This is a genomic window from Mesorhizobium sp. W050 (assembly GCF_054719535.1).
Genome location: NZ_JBTTIH010000001.1, coordinates 5,838,983 through 5,861,517 on the forward strand (window position 1 = coordinate 5,838,983; position 22,535 = coordinate 5,861,517).

Annotated in this window: 18 protein-coding genes; 15 read left to right on the forward strand and 3 right to left on the reverse strand. The window is 63.4% G+C overall.

The window, feature by feature from the left end; genetic code table 11:
* Positions 1–315 precede the first annotated feature (315 nt).
* The 3 genes from ACYG9Y_RS28280 to ACYG9Y_RS28290 all read left to right on the forward strand — a co-directional run bounded on the left by ACYG9Y_RS28280 (position 316) and on the right by ACYG9Y_RS28290 (position 2,396).
* Positions 316–897: a VOC family protein gene (locus ACYG9Y_RS28280; RefSeq protein ID WP_023683976.1), complete on the forward strand. Its 582-nt coding sequence runs from the start codon at positions 316–318 to the stop codon at positions 895–897.
* 25 nt (positions 898–922) lie between these two features.
* Entirely contained in the window at positions 923–1,807 is an 885-nt protein-coding gene (locus ACYG9Y_RS28285) for a glutathione S-transferase family protein (protein ID WP_023706289.1), read from the forward strand.
* A 220-nt stretch (positions 1,808–2,027) separates the two neighbouring features.
* Positions 2,028–2,396, forward strand: a complete 369-nt coding sequence (locus tag ACYG9Y_RS28290) for a hypothetical protein (RefSeq protein ID WP_023690097.1) — start codon at positions 2,028–2,030, stop codon at positions 2,394–2,396.
* 135 nt (positions 2,397–2,531) lie between these two features.
* On the opposite strand, the gene ACYG9Y_RS28295 is transcribed toward ACYG9Y_RS28290, so the two are convergent.
* Complete coding sequence (locus tag ACYG9Y_RS28295; RefSeq protein WP_023690098.1) at positions 2,532–2,747, reverse strand: hypothetical protein; 216 nt, start codon at positions 2,745–2,747, stop codon at positions 2,532–2,534.
* Between the two features lie 292 nt (positions 2,748–3,039).
* Between ACYG9Y_RS28295 and ACYG9Y_RS28300 the strand changes: the two genes are divergently transcribed.
* Positions 3,040–3,945: a DUF2865 domain-containing protein gene (locus ACYG9Y_RS28300; protein WP_023737394.1), complete on the forward strand. Its 906-nt coding sequence runs from the start codon at positions 3,040–3,042 to the stop codon at positions 3,943–3,945.
* A gap of 118 nt (positions 3,946–4,063) precedes the next feature.
* Here ACYG9Y_RS28300 and ACYG9Y_RS28305 read toward each other — a convergent pair whose 3' ends face one another.
* Entirely contained in the window at positions 4,064–4,420 is a 357-nt protein-coding gene (locus tag ACYG9Y_RS28305; RefSeq protein ID WP_023670115.1) for a hypothetical protein, read from the reverse strand.
* 188 nt (positions 4,421–4,608) lie between these two features.
* Between ACYG9Y_RS28305 and ACYG9Y_RS28310 the strand changes: the two genes are divergently transcribed.
* The 7 genes from ACYG9Y_RS28310 (at position 4,609) to phoB (ending at position 15,859) form a co-directional block, all read left to right on the forward strand.
* The gene (locus ACYG9Y_RS28310) at positions 4,609–9,171 is read left to right on the forward strand and encodes a PAS domain-containing hybrid sensor histidine kinase/response regulator (RefSeq protein ID WP_198018603.1); all 4,563 of its coding nucleotides are present in this window, start codon (positions 4,609–4,611) and stop codon (positions 9,169–9,171) included.
* Positions 9,172–9,667: 496 nt separating this feature from the next.
* Complete coding sequence (locus ACYG9Y_RS28315; RefSeq protein ID WP_023737396.1) at positions 9,668–10,696, forward strand: substrate-binding domain-containing protein; 1,029 nt, start codon at positions 9,668–9,670, stop codon at positions 10,694–10,696.
* Between the two features lie 95 nt (positions 10,697–10,791).
* Positions 10,792–12,252: a phosphate ABC transporter permease subunit PstC gene (pstC, locus tag ACYG9Y_RS28320; RefSeq protein WP_023737397.1), complete on the forward strand. Its 1,461-nt coding sequence runs from the start codon at positions 10,792–10,794 to the stop codon at positions 12,250–12,252.
* Positions 12,249–13,565: a phosphate ABC transporter permease PstA gene (gene pstA / locus ACYG9Y_RS28325; protein WP_023706294.1), complete on the forward strand. Its 1,317-nt coding sequence runs from the start codon at positions 12,249–12,251 to the stop codon at positions 13,563–13,565. Before pstC ends, pstA begins: the two co-directional genes overlap by 4 nt.
* Before the next feature lie 17 nt (positions 13,566–13,582).
* Positions 13,583–14,407: a phosphate ABC transporter ATP-binding protein PstB gene (gene pstB / locus ACYG9Y_RS28330; RefSeq protein WP_023670110.1), complete on the forward strand. Its 825-nt coding sequence runs from the start codon at positions 13,583–13,585 to the stop codon at positions 14,405–14,407.
* Positions 14,408–14,448: 41 nt separating this feature from the next.
* On the forward strand, positions 14,449–15,153 hold the full coding sequence (gene phoU / locus ACYG9Y_RS28335) for a phosphate signaling complex protein PhoU (protein ID WP_023737398.1): 705 nt from the start codon (positions 14,449–14,451) through the stop codon (positions 15,151–15,153).
* Between the two features lie 16 nt (positions 15,154–15,169).
* Positions 15,170–15,859, forward strand: coding sequence for a phosphate regulon transcriptional regulator PhoB (gene phoB, locus ACYG9Y_RS28340; protein WP_031253470.1), 690 nt, complete (start codon positions 15,170–15,172; stop codon positions 15,857–15,859).
* 30 nt (positions 15,860–15,889) lie between these two features.
* On the opposite strand, the gene ACYG9Y_RS28345 is transcribed toward phoB, so the two are convergent.
* Positions 15,890–17,125, reverse strand: coding sequence for an ROK family protein (locus ACYG9Y_RS28345; protein WP_023737400.1), 1,236 nt, complete (start codon positions 17,123–17,125; stop codon positions 15,890–15,892).
* A 260-nt stretch (positions 17,126–17,385) separates the two neighbouring features.
* Between ACYG9Y_RS28345 and xylF the strand changes: the two genes are divergently transcribed.
* The 4 genes from xylF to ACYG9Y_RS28365 all read left to right on the forward strand — a co-directional run bounded on the left by xylF (position 17,386) and on the right by ACYG9Y_RS28365 (position 22,499).
* On the forward strand, positions 17,386–18,426 hold the full coding sequence (gene xylF / locus ACYG9Y_RS28350) for a D-xylose ABC transporter substrate-binding protein (RefSeq protein WP_023683968.1): 1,041 nt from the start codon (positions 17,386–17,388) through the stop codon (positions 18,424–18,426).
* Between the two features lie 144 nt (positions 18,427–18,570).
* Positions 18,571–19,887: a sugar ABC transporter permease gene (locus ACYG9Y_RS28355; RefSeq protein WP_023737401.1), complete on the forward strand. Its 1,317-nt coding sequence runs from the start codon at positions 18,571–18,573 to the stop codon at positions 19,885–19,887.
* A 12-nt stretch (positions 19,888–19,899) separates the two neighbouring features.
* The gene (locus ACYG9Y_RS28360) at positions 19,900–20,697 is read left to right on the forward strand and encodes an ATP-binding cassette domain-containing protein (protein WP_023737402.1); all 798 of its coding nucleotides are present in this window, start codon (positions 19,900–19,902) and stop codon (positions 20,695–20,697) included.
* 155 nt (positions 20,698–20,852) lie between these two features.
* Positions 20,853–22,499 carry a CHASE domain-containing protein gene (locus tag ACYG9Y_RS28365; protein WP_023737403.1) on the forward strand — a complete coding sequence of 549 codons (1,647 nt, stop codon included), beginning with the start codon at positions 20,853–20,855 and terminating at the stop codon, positions 22,497–22,499.
* The last annotated feature ends 36 nt before the right edge of the window (positions 22,500–22,535 follow it).

Below are 22,535 nucleotides of genomic sequence, written 5' to 3' on the forward strand. Positions count from 1 at the left end.
TCGATTGCTTGAAATGGCGTGAGTCGAAAGGGCATTGCTGCCCGCAAGGCACGCACCGGGCCGGCTGTCCCGGGCAGACGATGGCATGCGCCGAATGCGCGGGCCTGGGAACGCTGGCGGAAGCCGATCTCAGAGCCGTTGCATAGCCTCAGGTCATGCAACTCAAACCCCTTTCACCATCCAGCGCCGGCAGTCTCCGCGAGCTTCTGGCGCGGCGCTGCCAATTGCACTAGCATCATGTACGAATTCGCCAAAGGGCGTTGCGGCGCGCAAGACGCCGGGGAACATAGGCGAGGGTCGGCGAGGAGGAGACCGATGCAGAAACTGCAGTCGCAGGGCGTCCATCACATCACCCTCGTCGGCGCCGGGCGCCAGACTTCGATCGATTTCTGGGAGGGCGTGCTCGGCATGCCGTTCATCTTCGAGCAGCCCAACCTCGACAAGCCAAGCGAAAGTCATCTCTATTTCGATCCCGGCGACGGCAGGTTGATCACCGTCTTCACCGACGAGAGCCGCACGCCGGTCAAGCGGCGCACGCCCACCGAACCGGGCTGCGTCCATCATATTGCGTTCTCGGTGTCGCGCGTCACTTTCCTGCAGGCGGTCGCCCGGCTCGACGAACGCGCCATCAAGCACAGCGGCGTCAAGGATCGCGGCTTCATGGATTCGATCTATTTCGAGGATCCGCTCGGCCTCTTGATCGAACTCGCCTCCTATCGCTTCGATCCGCCGGCAGGTTTCACCCATGCCGACGTGCTGATGCAGGCGCACAAGCTGCGCGTTGCGCGCGGCGACTACAACATCGCCGAAGTGCACCTTGCCGACGCGATCCAGACGCTGGTCGAGTGGTCGCGCGCGACCTTGTCGGACGACCGGACGCCGAAGAATCCATACTGACGGCCAGCAAAAGGGGAGGACCACAATGGCAAAGACAGTGATCAAGAGCGCCGGGAAATCAGCGGCCAAGCCTGCGGCGAAAGCGGCTGCGAAGCCGGCCGCAAAGGCGGCCGTAAAGGCCGCGCCGAAGGCAGCCGCAAAGCCGGCCGCGAAAGCCGCGACGAGGCCGGCTGCCAAGAAATCCGCGCCGAAGGTCAAGGCGGCGAAAAAACCGGCGCTGAAGCTCTCGATGCTGAAGCCGAGCGTCAACAACATGACCGTCCGGGTGTTTGCCCGTGCGGCCGGGTTCGACGCCGCCGAGACCGACGCCTGGGGCCACACGCGCTCGCCCGAATATATGGCGCGCAATCCGGCGCATCTGACGCCGATGATCGAGGACAAGGGGCTGCCGCGCGGCGTGCTCTGGGAGAGCTGTGCCATCATGCAGTATCTCGCCAACAAGCACGGGCTGGAGAAATTCTATCCCAAGGCGCCGGCCAAGCGGGCGATGGTCGACAGCGCCATGTTCTACCTGATCGGCACGCTCTACCCGTATGTGGCGCGCGCCACCTATCCGGCGCTGGGTTTCCCGCACTATGCCGGCGAGGTCGGCCATAGCGACGCTCATCCGGAGAAGAAGTCCGAGGCGCAGAAGGCCGCCATGGCGGCGATTGCCGAGCCGCTGGAGGTGTTTCACTCCTTCTTCAGGGACGGCAAGCCGTTCATCGGCGGCAAGCACCCGTCGATCGCCGACATACGCCTGGCATCGACGCTGGAGTTCCTGGCCGTCATCGACTATGCGCTGCCCAAATGGGCCAAGGAGTATGTCGCTGCGATGGAGAAGAAACTCGGCCAGGCCTATGCCGAGCCGGCCGGCGATGTCAGAGGCTACATTGCCTATGTGAAGTCGCAGGCCAGCGCGCAACGCTAAGGATTCATTAACCAGAACGCTGTCTATTGAAGGCACCGCGCGACCACGGATGTACTGGCGCAAGGGTGAAGGGAAAGGTCGGCGCAATGCCGGCCTTTTGCTTTTCGCCGATGCGCCATCAGGCGCGTCTCATGCTGTAAAGTCCGACATCAGGCATATTGCCATCGTCTGCTTCGACCCTACCATCATGGTCGGCGGACGACACACGAGGAGCTTTGCGATGAAGGGCGTAGCGAGAGTGTTTGCGATTGCCGGTGTTGTGTTGGTCGGAGGCTACCCGTGCAATGCCGCGCCGCTCGACACGATGGCGGAGGTCGGCGATGCCATCCAGGCGTGCTGGACGCCGCCGGCGGGTGTTGGAAATGCCAGCGTCACCTTGAGCTTCAGCTTCAAGCGCGACGGCACGCTGATCGGTCCGCCGCGGCCGACGGCGATCAAGGTCGATGGCGATGCCGATACCAGGAAGTCATTCGTCGACGCCGCAACCACTGCCCTGCAAAAGTGCCTCCCGTTGAGCTTCTCGCCGACGCTGGCGCAAGGCGTCGCGGGCAATGTCTTCACCGTGCAATTCGCTTCGCCCAAGCAGTAGGCGAGCGGGCGAGCGTTTCACCGTTTTCACAGAAACGGCGACCCCCTCTCTCGTTGTCTTGACGCAATTCCCAGGGGAAAGCGCTACGCGCTTTTCCCGGAAAAACGACTCACACTTTTCCTGAAGTTGCTCTGATCAGTTGTGCGGGCGTCTGATATCGACATGCCGCTGCAGTTCCGGCGTCTCGAAGACGTAGTCGGCCCAGGCGGATTCCGGAATCTGTCCGGCCAGATAGCATTCCAGCAACAGGCTCTGTTCGGGATCGAGCGCTCTCGGCGCCCGCTCATGGTCCAGCCCCAGCGAGTGGAACAGGTTCCTGGTCAGGCCAGAGACAGTGAAGTGAATAGACATCTTCGTCTCCTTTGCCCGACACAACGCGAGACACCGGAGAAAGGTTTCATCCGCAAGGGCCCGATAACGCGGGATCGATGATTGCGGCGGCCCGGGCTCGCCCGAGCCTGGCCTCGTCGCAATCTTGAAACAAAAGTGTAATAGCGAATTTACAGGAACCGGCATAATACACTCGGCATAAAATACCTGGCGGTTGCTGGCGTCTCTTGAATTAGACTTACCTCACGCATTGAGGCTCAATCGGCTGGAGCGGCGATCGGCTCCACAGGGGTACAAGGACCAGGTGTCGCCGATGATGCGTTTGTGGCTTGTCGTGACCTTTGCACTGGTGTCGGCAAGCGTCCTCGGCATTTCGGCTTCCCTTGCCGATCCATGCGCCGCGCTCAGGAGCCAGCTGGCACCGTCCGGCCGCAGCGGCGGGATCAGCTCCGAGCTTGCGCAGCTGCGTCGCCAGCTTGCGGCGATCCAGGGGCTGGAGAGGCAACGCCGGTGCACGGCGCAAAGTGCGGTGGGGGGCTTCTTCAATGCTTGCGCCGACCTCGCCAAAAGCCGCACACAGGTGCAACGCCAGATCGCCGGCGCCGCGATTTCGCGCCGGGATGCGTCCGGACTGCAGGCCAGGCTCGTCGCGCTCGGCTGCACGCCCGCCGCCGGGCAACAAAGACAGCGTCCGGCTGGCGCCATGATCGGCAGCAATTCGATGCTGTTTTGCGTTCGTCTCTCCGACGGCTATTTCTTCCCGGCGCCGAAATCGCAGTTCGTGCAAGGCGGCGATGTCAAGGAGATGGTCGATCAGTGCCGCTACATCTGCGACGATGCCGGCGTCGACCTGTACACGCTCAGTGATCCAAGCCTTGAAACCGAAGAGATGGTCGCGCTCGATACGCGCACATCCTACAAGGACCTGCCGACGGCCTTCAAATATCGCAATGATGCGAACTTCAGGGCCTGCGACCTCAAGCGCTATCACCGGCGCGTTGCCGAGCTGAGAGCGCGCACGGTGACGCCAGCCAATATGGCCAACGCGATCATTCCTTTGCCGTCAGCGAAGCCGGATCTTGGCACCGTGGCGCAACTTCTCCAGCCTGGCGCAGACGCTGCAGAGGCCAGGGGCGCCGCCCAGCGACAATCGGTCGAGCCATTGGCCGGCTCGCGGCCGGTCAGGGTGGTCGGGCCGGCTTTCTTCCCGGCGGAGTAACCTGCGCCTAGAGCGTTTCACCGTTTCACCGAAACGGCGAACCGCTCTATGTCTTTGTTTTACGCAATTCCGGACGGAAAACCGTTTCACACTTTTCCTGGAATTGCACTAGTACCAGCTATTCGCAAACCATCCTGTAGCGTTTGCCGGGTTCGCTGACATTCTTGCAGGTGAGCGGATTGGCCGGTTCGGAAGCCATGCTGGGAGGGCTGGACCTGACGTGCCGCCTTGGCGCAGCTATTTGTGTCGTGTGCCTGCGTGCCGCGGGCCGGTAGGGCTCCTGCGGCGGCGGCGTCGGAAACACACCGGCTGCCGCCTGCATCCGGCTGGCCTCAGTCTGCGACGGATCGCGATCCCAGACCCGCCTGATATCGAGCGGCTTCGGGATCACCACCGTGCCGTCATAGCTGCGTGCGCAGCCGCTGCCCGCAAGCAGCGCCATGCACAGGAAACAAGGCACGATCCAACCGGTCATCAGCAACACCCCCGCCGACTTATAGCCCGGCCGGGGTTCCGCCGACAACCGGCGGAATACCGCAGGGCAATGTGGCTCTGGCCGCAGTCTGGATTGGTTATGGTTAGCGGATCATTAATGCTTCTCGGGCACATTCCGCCGGCGAACCGCTGAGGGGGTTCGGCCTTGGCTTTCGGGGTGGGAACGGGATGGCTGACGGGACTGTTGGAACACGCGGCGGACGCGGTTCCCGAAAAGGGGTGGTGAACGGCGAGGATACGTCCGTCGGGGGTTCGCCCGAAGCGCTGCGCGAACTGGTCGGGGCCGGCGCCGACTGGGTCTGGGAGACCGACGCCGAGCTGCGCTTTTCCTGGCTTTCGGAGAACTACCAGGCCGCCACCGGCATCGATCCCGCCAGCATTCTTGGCCGTTTCCGCTTCGATTTCCTCAAGCAGATGGTGCACGGCAATCGACACGCCGCCGCGCATCTGGAGGATCTGCAGGCGCATCGGCCGTTTCGCGACTTTGTTTATGAGTTGAAGGGCGGCCGTCCCGGCTGCCGCTGGGTTTCGATCACCGGTTCCCCGCGGTTCGACGGCGAAGGCGAATTCATCGGCTATCGCGGCATCGGCCGCAACGTCACGGCACTGGCCGGTGCGCTGGACGAACTGCGGCAGGACGAGAGCGATCCGCCGGCCGGCGAGGCTACGCAGCACCTCGCCGATCTCGAGCGGACAATGGATGCCATGCATATGGGCGTCGTGGTGCTTGACGCGAAGTTCGACACGCTCATCGTCAACAAGGCCTATCGCGAGCTCTCCAGGATTCCCGACGGCGCCGTCACGGTCGGCGCGCCGTTCAGCCTGTTGATGGAACTCAACCGCCGCAACGGCATCTACGGCGATCTCGATGAACAGCAGTGGCAGCACTACCTAGCCACCCGCATCGAGGAGATCAGCGCCGGCTCGGTTGCGCCACGCGAATTTCTCCATGCCAATGGCAGGACGATGATGTTCTCCGTGACGGCGTTGTCCGGCGGCAAGCGGCTGTTGACCTACTACGACGTCTCCGAGCTCAAGCGTCGCGACGCCGAGATCGAGAGTGCCAACGCCAAAATTACGGAGACCTTCGCCAATCTTCGCACGATGGTCGACCAGATGCCGATCGGCGTGCTCGTCCTCGATGCGGAGATGCGCGCGGAGGTGATCAACCGCGCCTTCTATGATTTCTGGGAAATCGATCCCCGACGCGCCGGCATCGGCTGCGGCTTCCGCGAACTGATGCAGGCCAGCCGCGATATGGACCCTTACGGTGCTGACGATGCCGAATGGCAGGGCCACATCGCCGAGCGCGAAACAGAAATCTCGGCCGGCCTGGTTGGCTCCAGGCAACTGCCACGCAATGACGGCCGTACGCTGATTGCCTCGCTGGCGCCGCTCGCCGGCGGCAAAAGGCTGATCTCCTATGTCGACGTCACCAACATGAAGGATCGCGAGGCTGAACTCGCCCAAGCGCTGGAGAAATCGCGGCTGGCCGAGGCGGTGATCAACGGCGTCAAGGACCCGATCTTCGTCAAGGACGACAATCTGCGTTTCGTCTTCGTCAATGAGGCGTTTTCGGCACTGTTCGGACAGAGCCCGCAAGCGATGCTGGGCAGGCCCGGCGGCGACTTCCTCAAGCAAAAGGACGCCGCGCAATTCGAAGACAGCGAACGCGCCGTGCTGGCGACCGGCACGCCCTACGAGGTCGAGGAGACTTTCGACGCCGAGGGCGCCAGCCGCTCGCGCATCGTGCGCAAGAACCGCGTCGGCATGCCCAGCGGCCGCAACTATGTCGCCGGTTTCCTGTTCGACATCTCCGACATGAAGCGCCGCGAGACCGAAGCCGAGGACGCCCGCAAGAACCTCACCACGGTGCTGGAGTCGCTGCCGGCGGCCGTCATCATCTATGACCGCGACGACAAGTTCGTCTTTGCAAACCGCAAGCTGCAGGACACGCTGCCGGAGCTGAAACCGGCATGGCAGCCCGGCCGCAGCTTCCGCGAGGCCCTGGAACTCGGACATTCGGTCGGCTATTTCCGATCGAGCGGCGATCGAGAAATCGATAGGCTCTATGAAGGCGACCCCGATGTCTGGCTCAATGCCATCCTCGCCCGCTATCGCCTGCCCAACTCGTCCTATGAGCGCCTCAATGCGGACGGCCGCTGGTATCAGGTCTACGATATGCGCACCGAGGACGGCACCTTCATCGGCGTGCGCGTCGACATCTCGGAGATCAAGAGCCGCGAAAAGGCGCTGCAGGAAAGCATGCGCCAGATCGACCTGTTCCGCCACGTCATGGACGAACTGCCGGTCGCCGCCTTCATCAAGGCGCAGGATCTGAGCATGGAATTCGTCAACAAGGCCTGGTGCGCGCTGACCGGCATCCCCAAGGAGGAAGTCATCGGCCGGACCGATCTCCAGCTTTTCGGCATCGACGACGCCGAAACCTACACCCATGACGACACCGAGGTCGTCGTCACCGGCCGCGGCCGCGAGATCGAGGAGCCCGTTACCCATCGCGACGGCACGGTGCGGCAATTGATGACGCGCAAGAGCCGGCTGGTGGCGCTCGATGGGTCGGTGCACCTTGTCGGCTCCAGCACCGACATCACCGACGTCAAGGCGCGCGAGCAGGCGCTGGAAGAGAGCATGCGCGAGAACGAGGTGTTCCGCAATCTCATCGACAACGTGCCGGTGTCGATCTACGCCAAGCGCTCCGACCTCAGGCAGTTCTACGTCAACAAGGGCTGGTGCGACCTCACCGGCCTCCGCAGGGAAGACGCGATCGGCAAGACGGACATCGAGATTTTCGGCGAAGACGGCGAAGCCTTCGTCAACAGTGATCTCGCCGTGCTGCGCACAGGCGATACACAGGAGATCGAGGAAACGGTGACGCTTGCCGACGGCAGCGTGCGCCACCAGTTCGCCCGCAAGGGCGCGATGATCGCGTCCGACGGTTCGCTCTATCTGATTGGGTCGACCACCGACATCACCGAACTGAAGCTGCGCGAGGCCGAACTGCGCGAGGCGCGCCAGCGCGCCGTGCTGGCCGACCGCGCCAAGTCGGAATTCCTGGCCAATATGAGCCACGAGATCCGCACGCCGATGAACGGCGTACTCGGCATGGCCGAGTTGCTGGCCAAATCCGACCTCGATCCCAAGCAGAAGACGTTCACCGATATCATCGTCAAGTCGGGTAACGCGCTCTTGACCATCATCAACGACATACTGGACTTCTCCAAGATCGATGCCGGACAGCTGGTGCTCGACCCTGCGCCCTTCAACCTGCCCGAAGCGATCGAGGATGTGGCGACGCTGATATCGACGCGCGCCAAGGAGAAGGACCTCGAGCTCATCGTGCGCGTCGAGCCGGGCCTGGAAAGCCTGTTCGTCGGCGATGTCGGTCGCGTCAGGCAGATCGTCACCAATCTGGTCGGCAACGCGGTGAAGTTTACCGACGAAGGCCACGTGCTGGTCGACGTGACCGGACAAAGGGGGCCGACGGGGACAAAGCTTACCGTTTCGGTCACCGACACCGGCATCGGCATTCCGCAGCAGAAATTAAAGCTCGTCTTCGAAAAATTCAGTCAGGCCGACACCTCGTCGACCAGACGCCACGAAGGCACAGGGCTCGGGCTCGCCATCACCTCGCGGCTGGTCGAGTTGATGGGCGGCGAGATCGGTGTCGAGAGCGCCGAAGGCAAGGGCTCGACCTTCTGGTTCACCGTGACATTGCCCAGGGCCGAGGAACAGACCGGACGGCGGATCATGCCGGTCGACGTGACCGGCTCACGGGTGCTGATCGTCGACGACAATGCCGTCAACCGATCGATCCTGAGCGAGCAGATGGCGTCATGGACCTTCGATTCCTGCGCCGCCGAAAGCGGACCCGAAGGGCTCAAGGTGCTGGTCGCCGCGGCTGCCTACGGCGTGCCGGTCGACTGCGTCGTGCTCGATTATCAGATGCCGGGGATGAGCGGCGCCGAAATGGCGCGCGTCGTGCGCAACACCGCAGGGCTGGCCGACACGCCGATCATCATGCTGACCTCGGTCGACCAGTCGCTCGCCAACACCAGCTATCGCGATCTCGGCATCGACGCCCAGCTGATCAAGCCGGCGCGTTCCTCGGTGCTTCTGGAAACGCTGGTCGCCACCATCCAGCGGCACCATCACAATATCACGGACGGCCGTGTGCTGCCGGCGGCAAGCAGCGGTTCCGGCGGCGGCAGGAACGAACCGTCGCCGGCAAAGCCGCCGCTCGCTGCATCGGAACGCGCCTTGCTGCAACCGCCGCCGGTTCGTGCCCGCGCCCGGGCCGCCGGGGATGAACGCCGGCTCGACATTCTCGTTGCCGAGGACAATGAGGTGAACCAGATGGTGTTCACCCAGATAATCGGCGAAACCGGCTACAGTTTCGAAATCGTCGGCAACGGCCGCAAGGCGCTCGACGCCTTCGGCCGGCTTAATCCGCGCATGATCCTGATGGACGTCTCGATGCCGGAGATGAACGGGCTCGAGGCCACCGCCGCAATTCGCCGGCTGGAAGAACATACGGGTATGCATATCCCGATCGTCGGCGTCACCGCGCATGCCTTGAAGGGCGACCGTGAGCGCTGCCTGGAAGCCGGCATGGACGACTATCTGCCCAAGCCGATCAGCCCCAGGGCGCTGCTCGAAAAGGTCGAGCGCTGGGTCGGCATATCAGGCGAAGCCCAACGAGACGCTGGATAGCAACCTGCGGCGCCGCCGGGATTCGGCCGCGCCGCAACAGCCAAGGATATGGTGCGATCGCACCATATCAAAGCTGGCGCCCAGTCAGGACAATGGTCGCAACGAAACCGCTCATTCAGTTACGGGCGGGAGCAAGCGACCGCCGACAAGAAACAGCGTCGAATCTACCCCAACGGACCTGTTTTTGGCGATGGCTCGGCCAAGATTCGCTCTGGTCACGGGCAACGCGCTCCCGTCCGGTTTTTCTTTCTCGGCATCGCGGCCTGCGGTGTGCCGGGACTTGATGCCAGCACGAATTGCGCAAGCGTCTGATTCCAGCGGCAACTTCCATTCCCACAAACCGGCTTAAAGGGTGCGGCCCACAAGACGTCTGTGCGACGTTACCGGGCTGACACGAAACTGTCATGCGACTGTAATAATCGAAGGCTATTGGCCTCAGCGGGCGCCGGTTTGAAGAGGGCGCCAAGAGACCATCTTCCGAACAGGAGCAGGCCACATGAAGAAATTCCTCGTTACGGCATCGGCCGTGGCGGTAGCGTTCGCCGCATCGTCCGGTGTCGCCGCTGCGCGTGACCAGATCCAGGTCGCCGGTTCGTCGACCGTGCTGCCTTACGCCAAGATCGTCGCCGAGCAGTTCGGCGAAACTTTCATCAGCTTCAAGACCCCGGTGGTCGAGTCCGGCGGCAGCGGCGCCGGCATCAAGGAGTTCTGCAAAGGCGTCGGCGAAGACACGATCGACATCGCCAACTCCTCGCGCCCGATCAAGAAGGACGAGCTGAAGTCCTGCGCCGACGCCGGCGTCAAGGACGTCCAGGAAGTCCGCATCGGCTATGACGGCATCGTCTTTGCCACCGACATCAAGGGTCCGGACTGGGCGCTGGTTCCCGCCGACATCTACAAGGCGCTCGCCGCCAAGCTGGTGGTCGACGGCAAGCTGGTCGACAACCCGAACACCAAGTGGAACCAGGTCAATCCGAAGCTGCCCGACTGGGATATCGCCGCCTATATCCCGGGTGAGAAGCACGGCACCCGTGAAGTGTTCGAGACCAAGCTGCTCGACGCCGGCTGCGACAAGGCCGCTTTGAAGGCTGCCGGCATCGCCGACGACAAGGAAATCGGCAAGACCTGCATCGCCATCCGCAAGGACGGCAAGGCTGTCGACATTGACGGCGACTACACCGAGACGCTCGCCCGCATCGACTCCAACAAGACCGGCGTTGGCGTGTTCGGCCTCGCCTTCTACGAGAACAATGCCGACAAGCTGAAGGTCGCTACCGTGGAAGGCATCGTGCCTTCGACGCAGACCATCGCCGATGGCACGTACCCCGTGTCGCGGCCGTTGTTCTTCTACGTCAAGAAGGCGCATCTGGGCGTCGTTCCTGGCCTCAAGGAATATGTCGAGTTCTTCCTTGATGACCAGATGATCGGCCCGGAAAGCCCGCTCGCCCAGTACGGCCTGGTTTCCGCTCCCGACGCCGAACGTCAGGGCCAGCGCGACGCCTTCGCCGCCGGAAAGACAATGTAATCAACGGACGGATCAGGGCGCGGATGAACTCCGCGCCCTGATTTCGCCGCTTGCCGCAACGGCGGCGGCGATCTGAATTTTCCCTGGGGTGGGTTATGTCGTCCTTGCTCGTACTCGCCATAATCATCGTCATAGGCGTGGTCGCTTTTGTGGTCGGCCGCCAGCGCGCCGCGGCGCAGGATGCCGGCAAGGTCAAGCCGCATTCGCGCGCGCATTATCATGGCTGGTGGGCCTTTCTGCTCGCGGTCCTGCCTGCCGTCCTTTTGCTCGCCGTCTGGGATATCGGCTCTTCCTTCTATCTCGACCGGCATATCCATGCCGCTTTGCCCGAGCGCACCGCCGACACAAAGGTCGCCAGCGAAGCGCTCGACGCCAGCCTGGTGAAGAGCCTGGCCAAGGGCTTGCGCCGGCTCGATGGCGATACCGCACTTCCCGCTACTTTCGCCGAATTGCAGCCGCTGCTCGCCGCCAAGGGCGTGGCACTGGCCAGCGACACACAGGACTACATGATCCCGATCGCGGTCGAGGCGAACCAGGTCCAGGACCGGCTCGGCCTGTTCGGCGCCGTGCTGACCTTCGCGCTGTCGGTCGCCGGCGCCTTCTATGCGCTGAGGCAGATCGCGCCGCGCGCCAGGGCGCGCAACAATGTCGAGAAGCTGATGCTGTGGGGGCTGCTTGCGGCCTCGACCATCGCCATCCTGACCACGGTCGGCATCGTGCTGTCGATGCTGTTCCAGACGATCACCTTCTTCGAAAGCGTATCACCGATGAGCTTCTTCTTCGGCACGGTGTGGGATCCGCGTTTCGCCGCCGCCGGTTCCGGCGGCAGCCAGGGTCAGTTCGGCCTGATCCCGCTACTCGCCGGCACGCTCTACATCGCCGCCGTCGCGCTTCTGGTCGCAGTGCCGGTAGGGCTGATGTCGGCGGTCTACATGTCCGAATACGCCTCGCGCAGCGTCCGGTCGGTGGTCAAGCCCGCGCTTGAACTGCTGGCCGGCATCCCGACCATCGTCTACGGCATCTTCGCCGTGGTCACGCTCGGACCGTTCCTGCGCGACCTCTCAGCAGCCCTCACCGGCGGCTCTCCCTTCATCCAGGGCCAGAGCATCTTCACCGCCGGCCTGGTGATGGGCGTCATGCTGATCCCGGTCGTGTCCTCTTTGTCCGACGACATCATCACCGCGGTGCCGCGCGCAATGCGTGACGGCTCGCTCGGCCTCGGTGCCACGCGCTCCGAGACGATCAAGCGGGTGATCCTGCCGGCGGCACTGCCCGGCATCGTCGGCGCCATCCTGTTGACGGCGTCGCGCGCCATCGGCGAGACGATGATCGTCGTGCTGGCGGCGGGCGTCGCGGCCAATCTGACGGCCAACCCGTTCGAGGCGATGACGACCATCACCGTCAAGATCGTCAACCAGCTGACCGGCGATCTCGAGTTCAACTCGCCGCAGACGCTGGTCGCCTTCGCGCTCGGCCTGACGCTGTTCGCGCTGACGCTGGTGATGAACATCGTCGCCCTCTACATCGTGCGCAAGTACCGGGAGCAGTACGAATGACCGACATCCCCCTGGACACGATGGCGGGTGCCGTCGCGCGTCCGCGCCGCGACATCGGGCTGAAGGCGCGCTACGCCGCCGAACGCCGGTTCCGCATCTATGGCGTGATTGCGATCTCGGTGGGCCTGGCGTTCCTGGCCATCATGTTGATCACCATCGTCTCGAAAGGCTACACCGCCTTCTGGCAGACGACGGTGACGCTGCCGGTCACCTTCGACGAGAAGGTGATCGATCCCTCCGGCAAGCGCGCGACCGACCCTACCGTGCTGATCAAGGCGAACTATCCCAAGCTCGCCGAAAACGCGCTGGTGGCCAAGCTCGGCATCGATCCGGCCAACAAGCCGATGATGCTGAAGCTCAAGGGCTTCCTGTCGGAAGGCGCCCGCGTCCAGCTGCGCGACATCGTCTCCGCCGATCCGTCGGTGATCGGCACGACGCGTGACGTCGACATCCTGGCCGCCGCCAATCTCGACTCGGCCTTCAAGGGCCAGATCGACCTCGGCGTCGATGAAGCGCGCCGCAAGGTGTCCGACCAGCAGATCGACTGGATGAACAAGCTCAAAGCCGAAGGCGCGATGGCCGAGCATTTCAACACCGGCCTGTTCAGCTATGGCGCCTCCAGCCGGCCCGAGACGTCGGGCATGGGCGTGGCCATCATCGGTTCGTTCTACATGATGGTGATCGTGCTTTTGCTGGCGCTGCCGATCGGCGTCGCCGCCTCGATCTATCTCGAGGAGTTCGCCAAGAAGAACCGCTTTACGGACCTGATCGAAGTCAACATCAACAATCTCGCGGCGGTGCCGTCGATCGTCTTCGGTCTGCTTGGCCTTGCCGTGTTCATCAACTTCCTCGGCATGCCGCGCTCGGCTTCCTTCGTCGGCGGCCTGGTGCTGACCTTGATGACGCTGCCGACCATCATCATCGCGACGCGCGCCGCCCTTGCCGCGGTGCCGCCGTCGATCCGCTCGGCAGCGCTCGGGCTCGGCGCCTCCAAGATGCAGATGGTGTTCCACCACATCCTGCCGCTTGCCGCCCCAGGCATCCTTACCGGCACCATCATCGGCCTGGCGCGTGCGCTCGGCGAGACAGCACCGCTGCTCTTGATCGGCATGGTCGCTTTCGTCGCCGATTATCCGACGACGCCTTTCGATCCGGCGACCGCGCTGCCGGTGCAGATCTACATGTGGGCAAACGAGGCTGAGCGCGCTTTTGTCGAGCGCATGTCCGGCGCCATCATCATCCTGCTCGTCTTCCTCATGGCCATGAACATCACCGCGATCGTGCTTCGGCGCCGGTTCGAGCGGCGCTGGTAGAAAAAAGGCAATTTGGTATGAACATCATGACCGAACAGTCCCTTGAGAATGCAGTGGGCGACAAAATGAACGCCAAGTCGAACGAAGTCATCAAGATGCGCGGCGACAAGGTCGGCGTCTTCTACGGCGAGAAGCAGGCGTTGTTCGACGTCAATCTCGACGTCCGCCAGAACCAGGTGACGGCGCTGATCGGCCCGTCCGGCTGCGGCAAGTCGACCTTCCTGCGCTGCCTCAACCGCATGAACGACACCATCGATTCGGCGCGGGTGACCGGCAAGATCACGCTCGATGAAGACGACATCTACGACAAGAACATCGATGTCGTCGAACTGCGCGCCCGCGTCGGCATGGTGTTCCAGAAACCCAACCCGTTCCCGAAGTCGATCTACGAGAACGTCGCCTACGGCCCGCGCATCCATGGGCTGGCCAAGCGCAAGTCCGACATGGACCAGATCGTCGAGCAGAGCCTGAAGAAGGCTGCGATCTGGAACGAGGTCAAGGACCGCCTGCAGGAGCCCGGCACCGGCCTGTCCGGCGGCCAGCAGCAGCGCCTGTGCATCGCGCGCGCCATCGCCGTGTCGCCGGAGGTGATCCTGATGGACGAGCCCTGCTCGGCGCTCGATCCGATCGCCACCGCCCGTGTCGAGGAGCTGATCGACGAACTGCGCCAGAACTACACGATCGTCATCGTCACCCACTCGATGCAGCAGGCGGCGCGCGTGTCGCAGCGCACGGCGATGTTCCATCTCGGCTATCTCGTCGAGGAGGGCGCCACCGACAAGATGTTCACCAACCCCGACGACAAGCGCACCCAGGACTACATTACCGGCCGCTTCGGCTGAGCCGTCCGGCGGGTGAATTTTCAGGCACGAGGACCAAGATCATGGGTGAACATACCGTCGCCTCCTTCGATGAAGAGCTCGGGCAGATCAGCAAGCTGATACGCGACATGGGCGATCTGGCCGGCTCGATGGTCAGCGGCTCGACCAAGGCGCTGCTCAATTCGGACAATGCGCTGGCACAGCGTGTCGTGTCCGACGACGCCATCATGGATGCGCGCCAGCGCGAACTGGACGACCGCGCCATCACGCTGATCGCCAAGCGTCAGCCGATGGCCAACGATCTGCGCGCCGTGGTCGGCTCGATCCGCATGGCGGGCGACCTCGAGCGCATCGGCGACCTCGCCAAGAACATCGCCAAACGCGTCGGCACCGTGGGCTTGAGCGTCACGCCGCGCGACCTCTCGCACTCCATCGACGCCATGGCGCAGCTGGTGCTGATCCAGGTGCAAGGCGTCGTCGAGGAATATGCCGCCACCGATGCGGCAGCGCTTGCAAAACTCAGGAATGACGACGAGCGCATCGACGTCAAATACACGTCCGTGTTTCGTGAGCTCTTGACCTACATGATGGAAGACCCTCGCAACATCACCGCCTGCACGCATCTCTTGTTCTGCGCCAAGAATCTTGAGCGCATCGGCGATCATGTCACCAACATCGCCGAAAATGCGTATTATGTGCTGACCGGCCAGCAACTGCCCGCCAATCGTCCGAAGCAGGACGAGACGGCGATGGCCATGCCGGCCTGATGAGGGTGAACTGCCGATGATCGCGCCACGCATCATGGTCGTGGAGGACGAGGAGCCGCTAGGCGTGCTCCTCCGCTACAACCTCGAATCCGAAGGCTATCACGTCGAGGTGGTGACACGCGGCGACGAGGCCGAGATCCGCCTGCAGGAAAACGTGCCCGATCTCCTGGTGCTCGACTGGATGGTGCCCGCTGTTTCCGGCATCGAGCTCTGCCGGCGGCTTAGAGTGCGGCCCGAAACCGAGCGGCTGCCGATCATCATGCTGACCGCGCGCAGTGAGGAAAGCGATCGCGTGCGCGGCCTGTCCACCGGTGCCGACGACTATCTGGTCAAGCCATTCTCGACGCCGGAGTTCATGGCGCGCGTGAAGGCGCTGCTGCGCCGGGCCAAGCCGGAAGTGCTGTCCAGCGTGCTCAAGGTCGGCGACATCGTGCTCGACCGCGAGTCGCACCGTGTCTACCGCAAGAAGAGCGAGATCAGGCTCGGACCGACCGAGTTCCGGCTGCTCGAATTCATGATGCGCCATCCCGGCCGCGTGTTCTCGCGCAGCCAGCTGCTCGACAATGTCTGGGGCGAGACGATCTACATCGACGAGCGAACCGTCGACGTCCATGTCGGGCGCTTACGCAAAGCGGTCAACAACGGCCGCATGCCGGATGTCATCCGTACCATTCGCGGCGCCGGCTACGCGATCAGGGAAGACTAGGATGCTGCGCGTCGCGCCGTTGCCGGCCATTCAGGCGACATGCTTGCCGGATTTGGCCTGAATGCCCGGCGCGAAAATCTCCTGATCGACGAAGCCGAGCGCGCGCATGGCACAGCCTTCGCGGATCAGCGGCAGCTCGTTGGGCTCGGTGTCGAAGGAGATCGACTTCGAGTGCTGGCCGCCGGCGGTCTGGGCGATCGCTTCGCGCAATGCCGGCTCGATCAGGTCGAAGGCGGCGGCGCTGACGCCAACCATGGCGACAGGCGCCGGGTCGATCAGCGCAAACAGGCTGCCGAGGCCGAAGCCGAGCGCCTCACCGGCCTTGCGATAGGCTTCGCGCTCCGGGCCATCGGTTTCGCGGGCGCGCGCGGCGAGTGCGCGCATATCAGCGTCGCCGATATCGACCGGCTCGGCATCTTCGCTCATCATTTTGGCGCTGCGCCAGATGGCGTAGTTTCCGGCATAGGCCTCGACGCAGCCGCGCCGCCCGCAGCGGCAGAGCGCGCCGCCCGGACGGTGGATCATGTGGCCGAACTCGCCGCCCGAGGAATGGGTGCCGGTGAACAGTTCGCCTTTCAGCACCAGCCCCATGCCGATGCCGTGCGACAAGAGGATCGCGATGAAATTGTCGCGGTAGCGCTCGGGCTGGCGCCATTGCAGGGCCACCGCCATCATATTGCAGTCGTTCTCCATGGTGGCAGGAATGCCGAATTCCGCTTCCAACATGTCGGCGAAGGCAATGTCGGTCAGTGGCGTGATTGGCGACCACAGCATGGCCCGCGCCTGCGAATCGGTGATGCCCTGGATGCCCATGGCAATGCGGGCGATGCTCTGGACATCGAGGTCCGGGTCCGCGAGACGCCGCCCGACGATTGCTACGCATTCGCCGATCAGCTCGTCGCGCGGCATGGTCAGCGTGTCGAGCCGGCGCTGTTCTTCCGCGACCACCTGGCCGGCATAGTCGGTGACGGTGACGGAGAGGAAGTTCAGCGACAGCACCACGGTCATGACCGCCGCCGCTTCCGGGTTGAGGCCAAGGCCGACCTGCGGCCGGCCGCGTTTCAGCGAGCCGGTCTCGCCAGGCTTGCCTTCAATCAGGATGCCTTCTTGAATTAGATCAGACGAGATTGCCGATATCGTCGAATGGCTGAGGCCGGTGGTCGCCGCAATCTCGGTCCGCGACGGCTGGCCGGCCCGGCGCACGGCCGAAATCACCATCGCACGGTTGCGACGGCGCAGATCGTCGTGGCGGATCCCAACCGACATTTGTTTTCCTCCCGGCCTCCTCGCGCCTCATGATAGTGTTCGACGGCACCAGCCAAATATTGGCAGACGCCGGCAGCCCTGTCATTGTTTATTGCGGAGCTCGAAAAAATTCGGCAACGCCATCAGAATCCATCAGAATCGATGTTGACAGCGCCTTATCATTGAACCAGTATTTTTTCGAGGCTCGAAAAAATAGGGCCTCCGTGTGCCGGCCCTCGGGCCAGTTTTGTCGCGCCGCACCCGGCGCAGGGAGGATTATGATGAACAGATTTGCAGCCGCCATGCTGGCGGGTGTCGCCATGTCGCTGGCGCTGATGTCGGTCGCGCAGGCGAAGGACAAGGTCATCGGCGTGTCGTGGTCGAACTTCCAGGAAGAGCGCTGGAAGACCGACGAGGCGGCGATGAAAACGGCGATCGAAGCCGCCGGCGACAAGTACATTTCGGCCGACGCGCAGTCCAATCCCGGCAAGCAGCTGACCGACGTCGAAAGCCTGATCTCGCAGGGCGCCAACTCGCTGATCATCCTGGCGCAGGACGCCTCGGCCATCGGCCCGGCGGTGCAGAAGGCGCTGGACGAAGGCATTCCGGTCGTCGGCTATGATCGCCTGATCGAGAACAAGGACGTCTTCTACCTGACCTTCGACAACAAGGAAGTCGGCCGCATGCAGGCCCGCGAAGTGTTCAAGGCGAAGCCCGAAGGCAACTATGTCTTCATCAAGGGCTCGGGCTCGGATCCGAATGCCGATTTCCTGTTCTCGGGCTCGATGGAAGTGCTCAAGGAAGCCATCGACTCGGGCAAGATCAAGAATGTCGGCGAGGCCTATACCGATGGCTGGCTGCCGGCCAACGCCCAGAAGAACATGGAACAGTTCCTGACCGCCAATGACAACAAGGTCGATGCCGTGGTTGCGGCCAATGACGGCACCGCCGGCGGCGTTGTCGCCGCGCTGACGGCGCAGGGCCTTGCCGGAACGGTTCCGGTCTCGGGCCAGGACGGCGACCATGCCGCCCTGAACCGCATCGCGCTCGGCACGCAGACGGTGTCGGTGTGGAAGGACGCGCGCGAACTCGGCAAGAACGCCGCCGAGATCGCCTCGCAGCTTGCCGATGGCAAGAAGACGGGCGACATTGCCGGCGCCAAGGACTTCACCACGCCTGGCGGCAACACCGTCAAGTCGCTGTTCCTGACCCCCGTCGCGATCACCAAGGACAACCTCAACGTCGTCATCGACGCCGGCTGGATCAAGAAGGACGAAGTCTGCACCGGCGTCGCCGCCGGCAGCGTCGCGGCTTGCAACTGATCTCGACGACTTGAAGAAATGAGGCGCCGCGGCTGTCAAGCCGCGGCGTTTTCTCTACGAGAATTGTGTGTTTCCGCCATCGGCGGCAAACTTCTAGGCTGTGGTCCGGCATCCGCGCCAGACGGCAAGCCGCTGGAGGACATCATGACCGACACGACCTCAAATCCGCAGGCCGATACGGCACGAGCGTCTGAACTCGGCGCGGTCGCCCGGTTCCTGAAAGCGACCGAGCTCGACACGCGCATGCTCGGCATGGTCGGCGCGCTGCTGGTCATCTGGGTCGGCATACATATCCTGTCGGGTGGGCTTTTCCTGACGCCGCGCAATCTTTGGAACCTGTCGGTGCAGACGTCCTCGGTCGCGATCATGGCGACCGGCATGGTACTGGTCATCGTCATGCGCAACATCGACCTTTCGGTGGGCTCCGTCGAAGGCGTGATCGGCATGATCATGGGCGTGGCACAGGCCGAATTCCTGATTCGCGTCATCGGCTTCCAGCTTGGAAACCCCTGGCTCTGGATCGTCGCGCTTGCCGCCGGCGTGGTGCTTGGTCTGCTGATCGGCGCGTTCCAGGGCTTCATCATCGCCTATATGCAGGTTCCGGCCTTCATCGTGACGCTTGGTGGCCTGCTGGTCTGGCGCGGCATGGCATGGCTCATCACCAGCGGGCGCACGGTCGCGCCACTCGACGCCACCTTCCAGCTGATGGGCGGCGGACCACGCGGCTCGATTGGCGCCGCTGCCAGCTGGATCGTCGGCATCGTCGCCTGCGCGGCGGTCGCCTTCGCGCTGCTCAACGGTCGCTCGCAGCGCAAGCGCTTCAGCTTTCCACTGCGCCCCGTCTGGGCCGAGACCCTGCTTGGCGTGGTCGCTTGCGCGGCCATCCTCGGCGCCGTGTGGATCGGCAATTCCTATCCATGGCCGATCGGCATCGTGCGCCAGTACGCACAGCAGAACGGCATCACCGTTCCCGAAGGCGGGCTGTTCATCGCGCATGGCATCGCCATACCGGTGCTGATGGCGGTGACTGCCGGCATCATCATGACGTTCATCACCAAGCGCACGCGTTTCGGCCGCTATGTCTTCGCCATCGGCGGCAATCCGGAGGCAGCGGAACTCGCCGGCATCAACACGCGCTGGGTGACCATGAAGGTGTTCATGATCATGGGTGTGCTGGCTGCAATCAGCGCGGCGATCTCGTCGGCCCGTCTCAATGCGTCAACCAATGCGCTGGGCACACTGGACGAGCTTTTGGTGATCGCGGCCGCCGTCATCGGCGGCACGTCGCTCGCGGGCGGCGCCGGAACGGTGATGGGCGCCATGCTCGGCGCGCTTCTGATGCAGTCGCTGCAATCCGGCATGGTGCTGCTCGGCATCGACTCGCCGCTGCAGAGCATTGTCGTTGGCGCTGTCCTGGTCATCGCCGTCTGGCTCGACACCGTCTACCGCAAGCGGGTCTAGGGAGGAACGACTATGGAAAAAACTGCTCCCACCGGTACGCCACTGATCGACATGCGCAACATCTCGATCGCGTTCGGTGGCATTCGCGCCGTCGACGATGCGTCCATCGATCTTTTCCCGGGCGAAGTGGTGGCGCTGCTTGGCCACAACGGCGCCGGTAAGTCGACGCTGATCAAGATCCTGTCGGGCGCCTACAAGCGCGATGCCGGCCAGATCTTGGTCAACGGCCAGGAGGCCTCGATCTCCAATCCGCGCGACGCCAAGAAATACGGCATCGAAACGATCTACCAGACGCTTGCGCTGGCCGACAATGTCGACGCTGCCGCCAACCTCTTCCTCGGCCGCGAACTGATGACCGCGTGGGGGACACTCGACGATGTCGCCATGGAGGCCGAGGCGCGCAAGGTGATGGGCCGGCTCAATCCGCGCTTCCAGCGCTTCAAGGAGCCCGTGATCAAGCTATCGGGCGGCCAGCGCCAGTCGGTGGCGATCGCACGCGCCATCCTGTTCAACGCCCGCATGCTGATCATGGACGAACCGACGGCGGCGCTCGGGCCGCAGGAGACGGCGCAGGTCGGCGAACTGGTAAAGCAGCTCAAGGCCGACGGCATCGGCATTTTCCTGATCAGCCACGACATTCACGACGTGTTCGAGCTTGCCGACCGGGTCTGCGTAATGAAGAACGGCCAGGTCGTCGGCACCGCGCTCACCACCGATGTGACGCAGGACGAAGTGCTCGGCATGATCATCCTGGGAAAGTGTCCGCCCGGCGCCATTCCCGGTCCGGGTGCGCTGAAGATCGCGGCCTGAGACCACGATATCATCGGCTCTCATCTTCACCGATGTTCGACCGATAAGCCGGCTAAATATACGTGATATGCCAGCCGTCATTATGGCTTGGCCGCGCCATTGTCTTGCCGCGGCGAGTTGCCCATAAAGGTTCCCGAACCGTCCATGGGCCTGCGTTGAAGAAGCTTTTCCCGATCCTTGCCTTCATTGCCGTTGCACTGATCAGCCTGACGATGGCGGGCTTCGCCTATTTCGCCACCCAGGAAGCGGCGCGCATCAAGTTCGAGGCGACGGCCGACGACGCGCTCAACCGCATCGAAAGCCGTATCGATCTGCATCTGTCACTGCTGCGCTCGACGCAGGCGCTGTTCGACGCCCGCAACGGCGAGATTTCAGGTAGCGAATTCAAGGCCTTCTTCAGCGCCCTCAATCTCGATAACAATTTCGCCGGCCTGCGCGGCATCGGCTATCTCAGGCTGGCCAAGACCGGTGACGAAGCGGCGGTCGAGCGCGACATGTTGCGCGACCGCGGCGCCGGCCACACGGTCTATCCGGACACGACACAGCCGTGGCGCACGCCCGTCGTGCTGTTCGAGCCGCTCGACCCTGCCAACGAATCCACCATCGGCTACGACATGTTCACCGAGCCGGTGCGGCGCGAGGCGATCGAAAAAGCGCTGGCCGATGACGCACAGCACGCAAGCGGTCTGGTCCAACTCGGCCAGGACACGGGGGCGGCGCAGACCTTTACCGGTTTCCTGGTCTTCGTCAGGCTCAATGTCAAAACCGCGCCGGATGGTATCAACGCGTCCAGATCATCGACATCAGGCCTTCTCTACGCGGCCTTCCGCGCCGGCGACCTGTTCCAGACCGCGCTCAGCCGCACGCCTTTGCTGCCGGTCAACACCGCGGTCTATGACGGCACGGCCGACGCCGACAATCTTCTGTTCCAGTCGGAGACGCCGCCGGTTGCGAGCTTTGGCGACAGGCTGTTGGTGACGCGCAAGATCATCGTCGCCGGTCGGCCGTGGACGGTGCTGTTTCGGCCGACAAGTGCATTTTCGCAACCGTCCTCGCGCGCCATTCCGGTCATGCTCGGGCTGTTCGGCCTGCTTCTGGCCGGCGCCATAGCGTTGGTGGCCCGCTACCAGGAGCGCGCCTACGACGCCAAGTCGCTGCTGCATGAAACGACGGAAAAAAGCCTGCTCGAAAAGGATTTGATGCTGCAGGAGATGAAGCATCGAATCAAGAATTCGATCACGCGGGTGCTGGCGATTGCGCGCCAGACGGCAGCGCAAGCAACCGACGTGAAGGAGTTCTCAACTTCCTTCTCAGCCCGCCTGCAGGCAATGGCGGCTTCCCAGGACATGCTGACGCGTTCGCGCTGGCAGAAGGCCGATCTTGGCGACCTGCTGCGCATCGAGCTCGGCCAGGTGTTCGGCAAGGAGCTTCCGGAAGGGATATTGTCAGGGCCTCAGGTGCTGCTCGACGAGAGGACGACGCAGGCGCTTGGCCTGACCTTTCACGAACTGGCGACGAATGCGCTGAAATATGGCGAGGCCGGCAATTCCGTGGGTGCGCTGAAGGTCGACTGGTCGTTCGAGGGGCGCGGGTCCGAGCGGATGCTGGTTCTGAACTGGCGCGAGGCCGGGCAGAAGGAACTCGAAGCGCCGGCGAAGACCGGCTTCGGCACCAAGCTGATCGACCTCAATGTCACGCGCGAATTGCGCGGCACGATTGCCCGAGATTTTCGCGCCGATGGGCTTACGGTGGAAATCAGGATCCCGCAGCCTGATGCAGTCAAACAAACGGAGACCGGCTGACCGGTCTCCGTCGCGATTGTCTGACGCTTTTGAAGC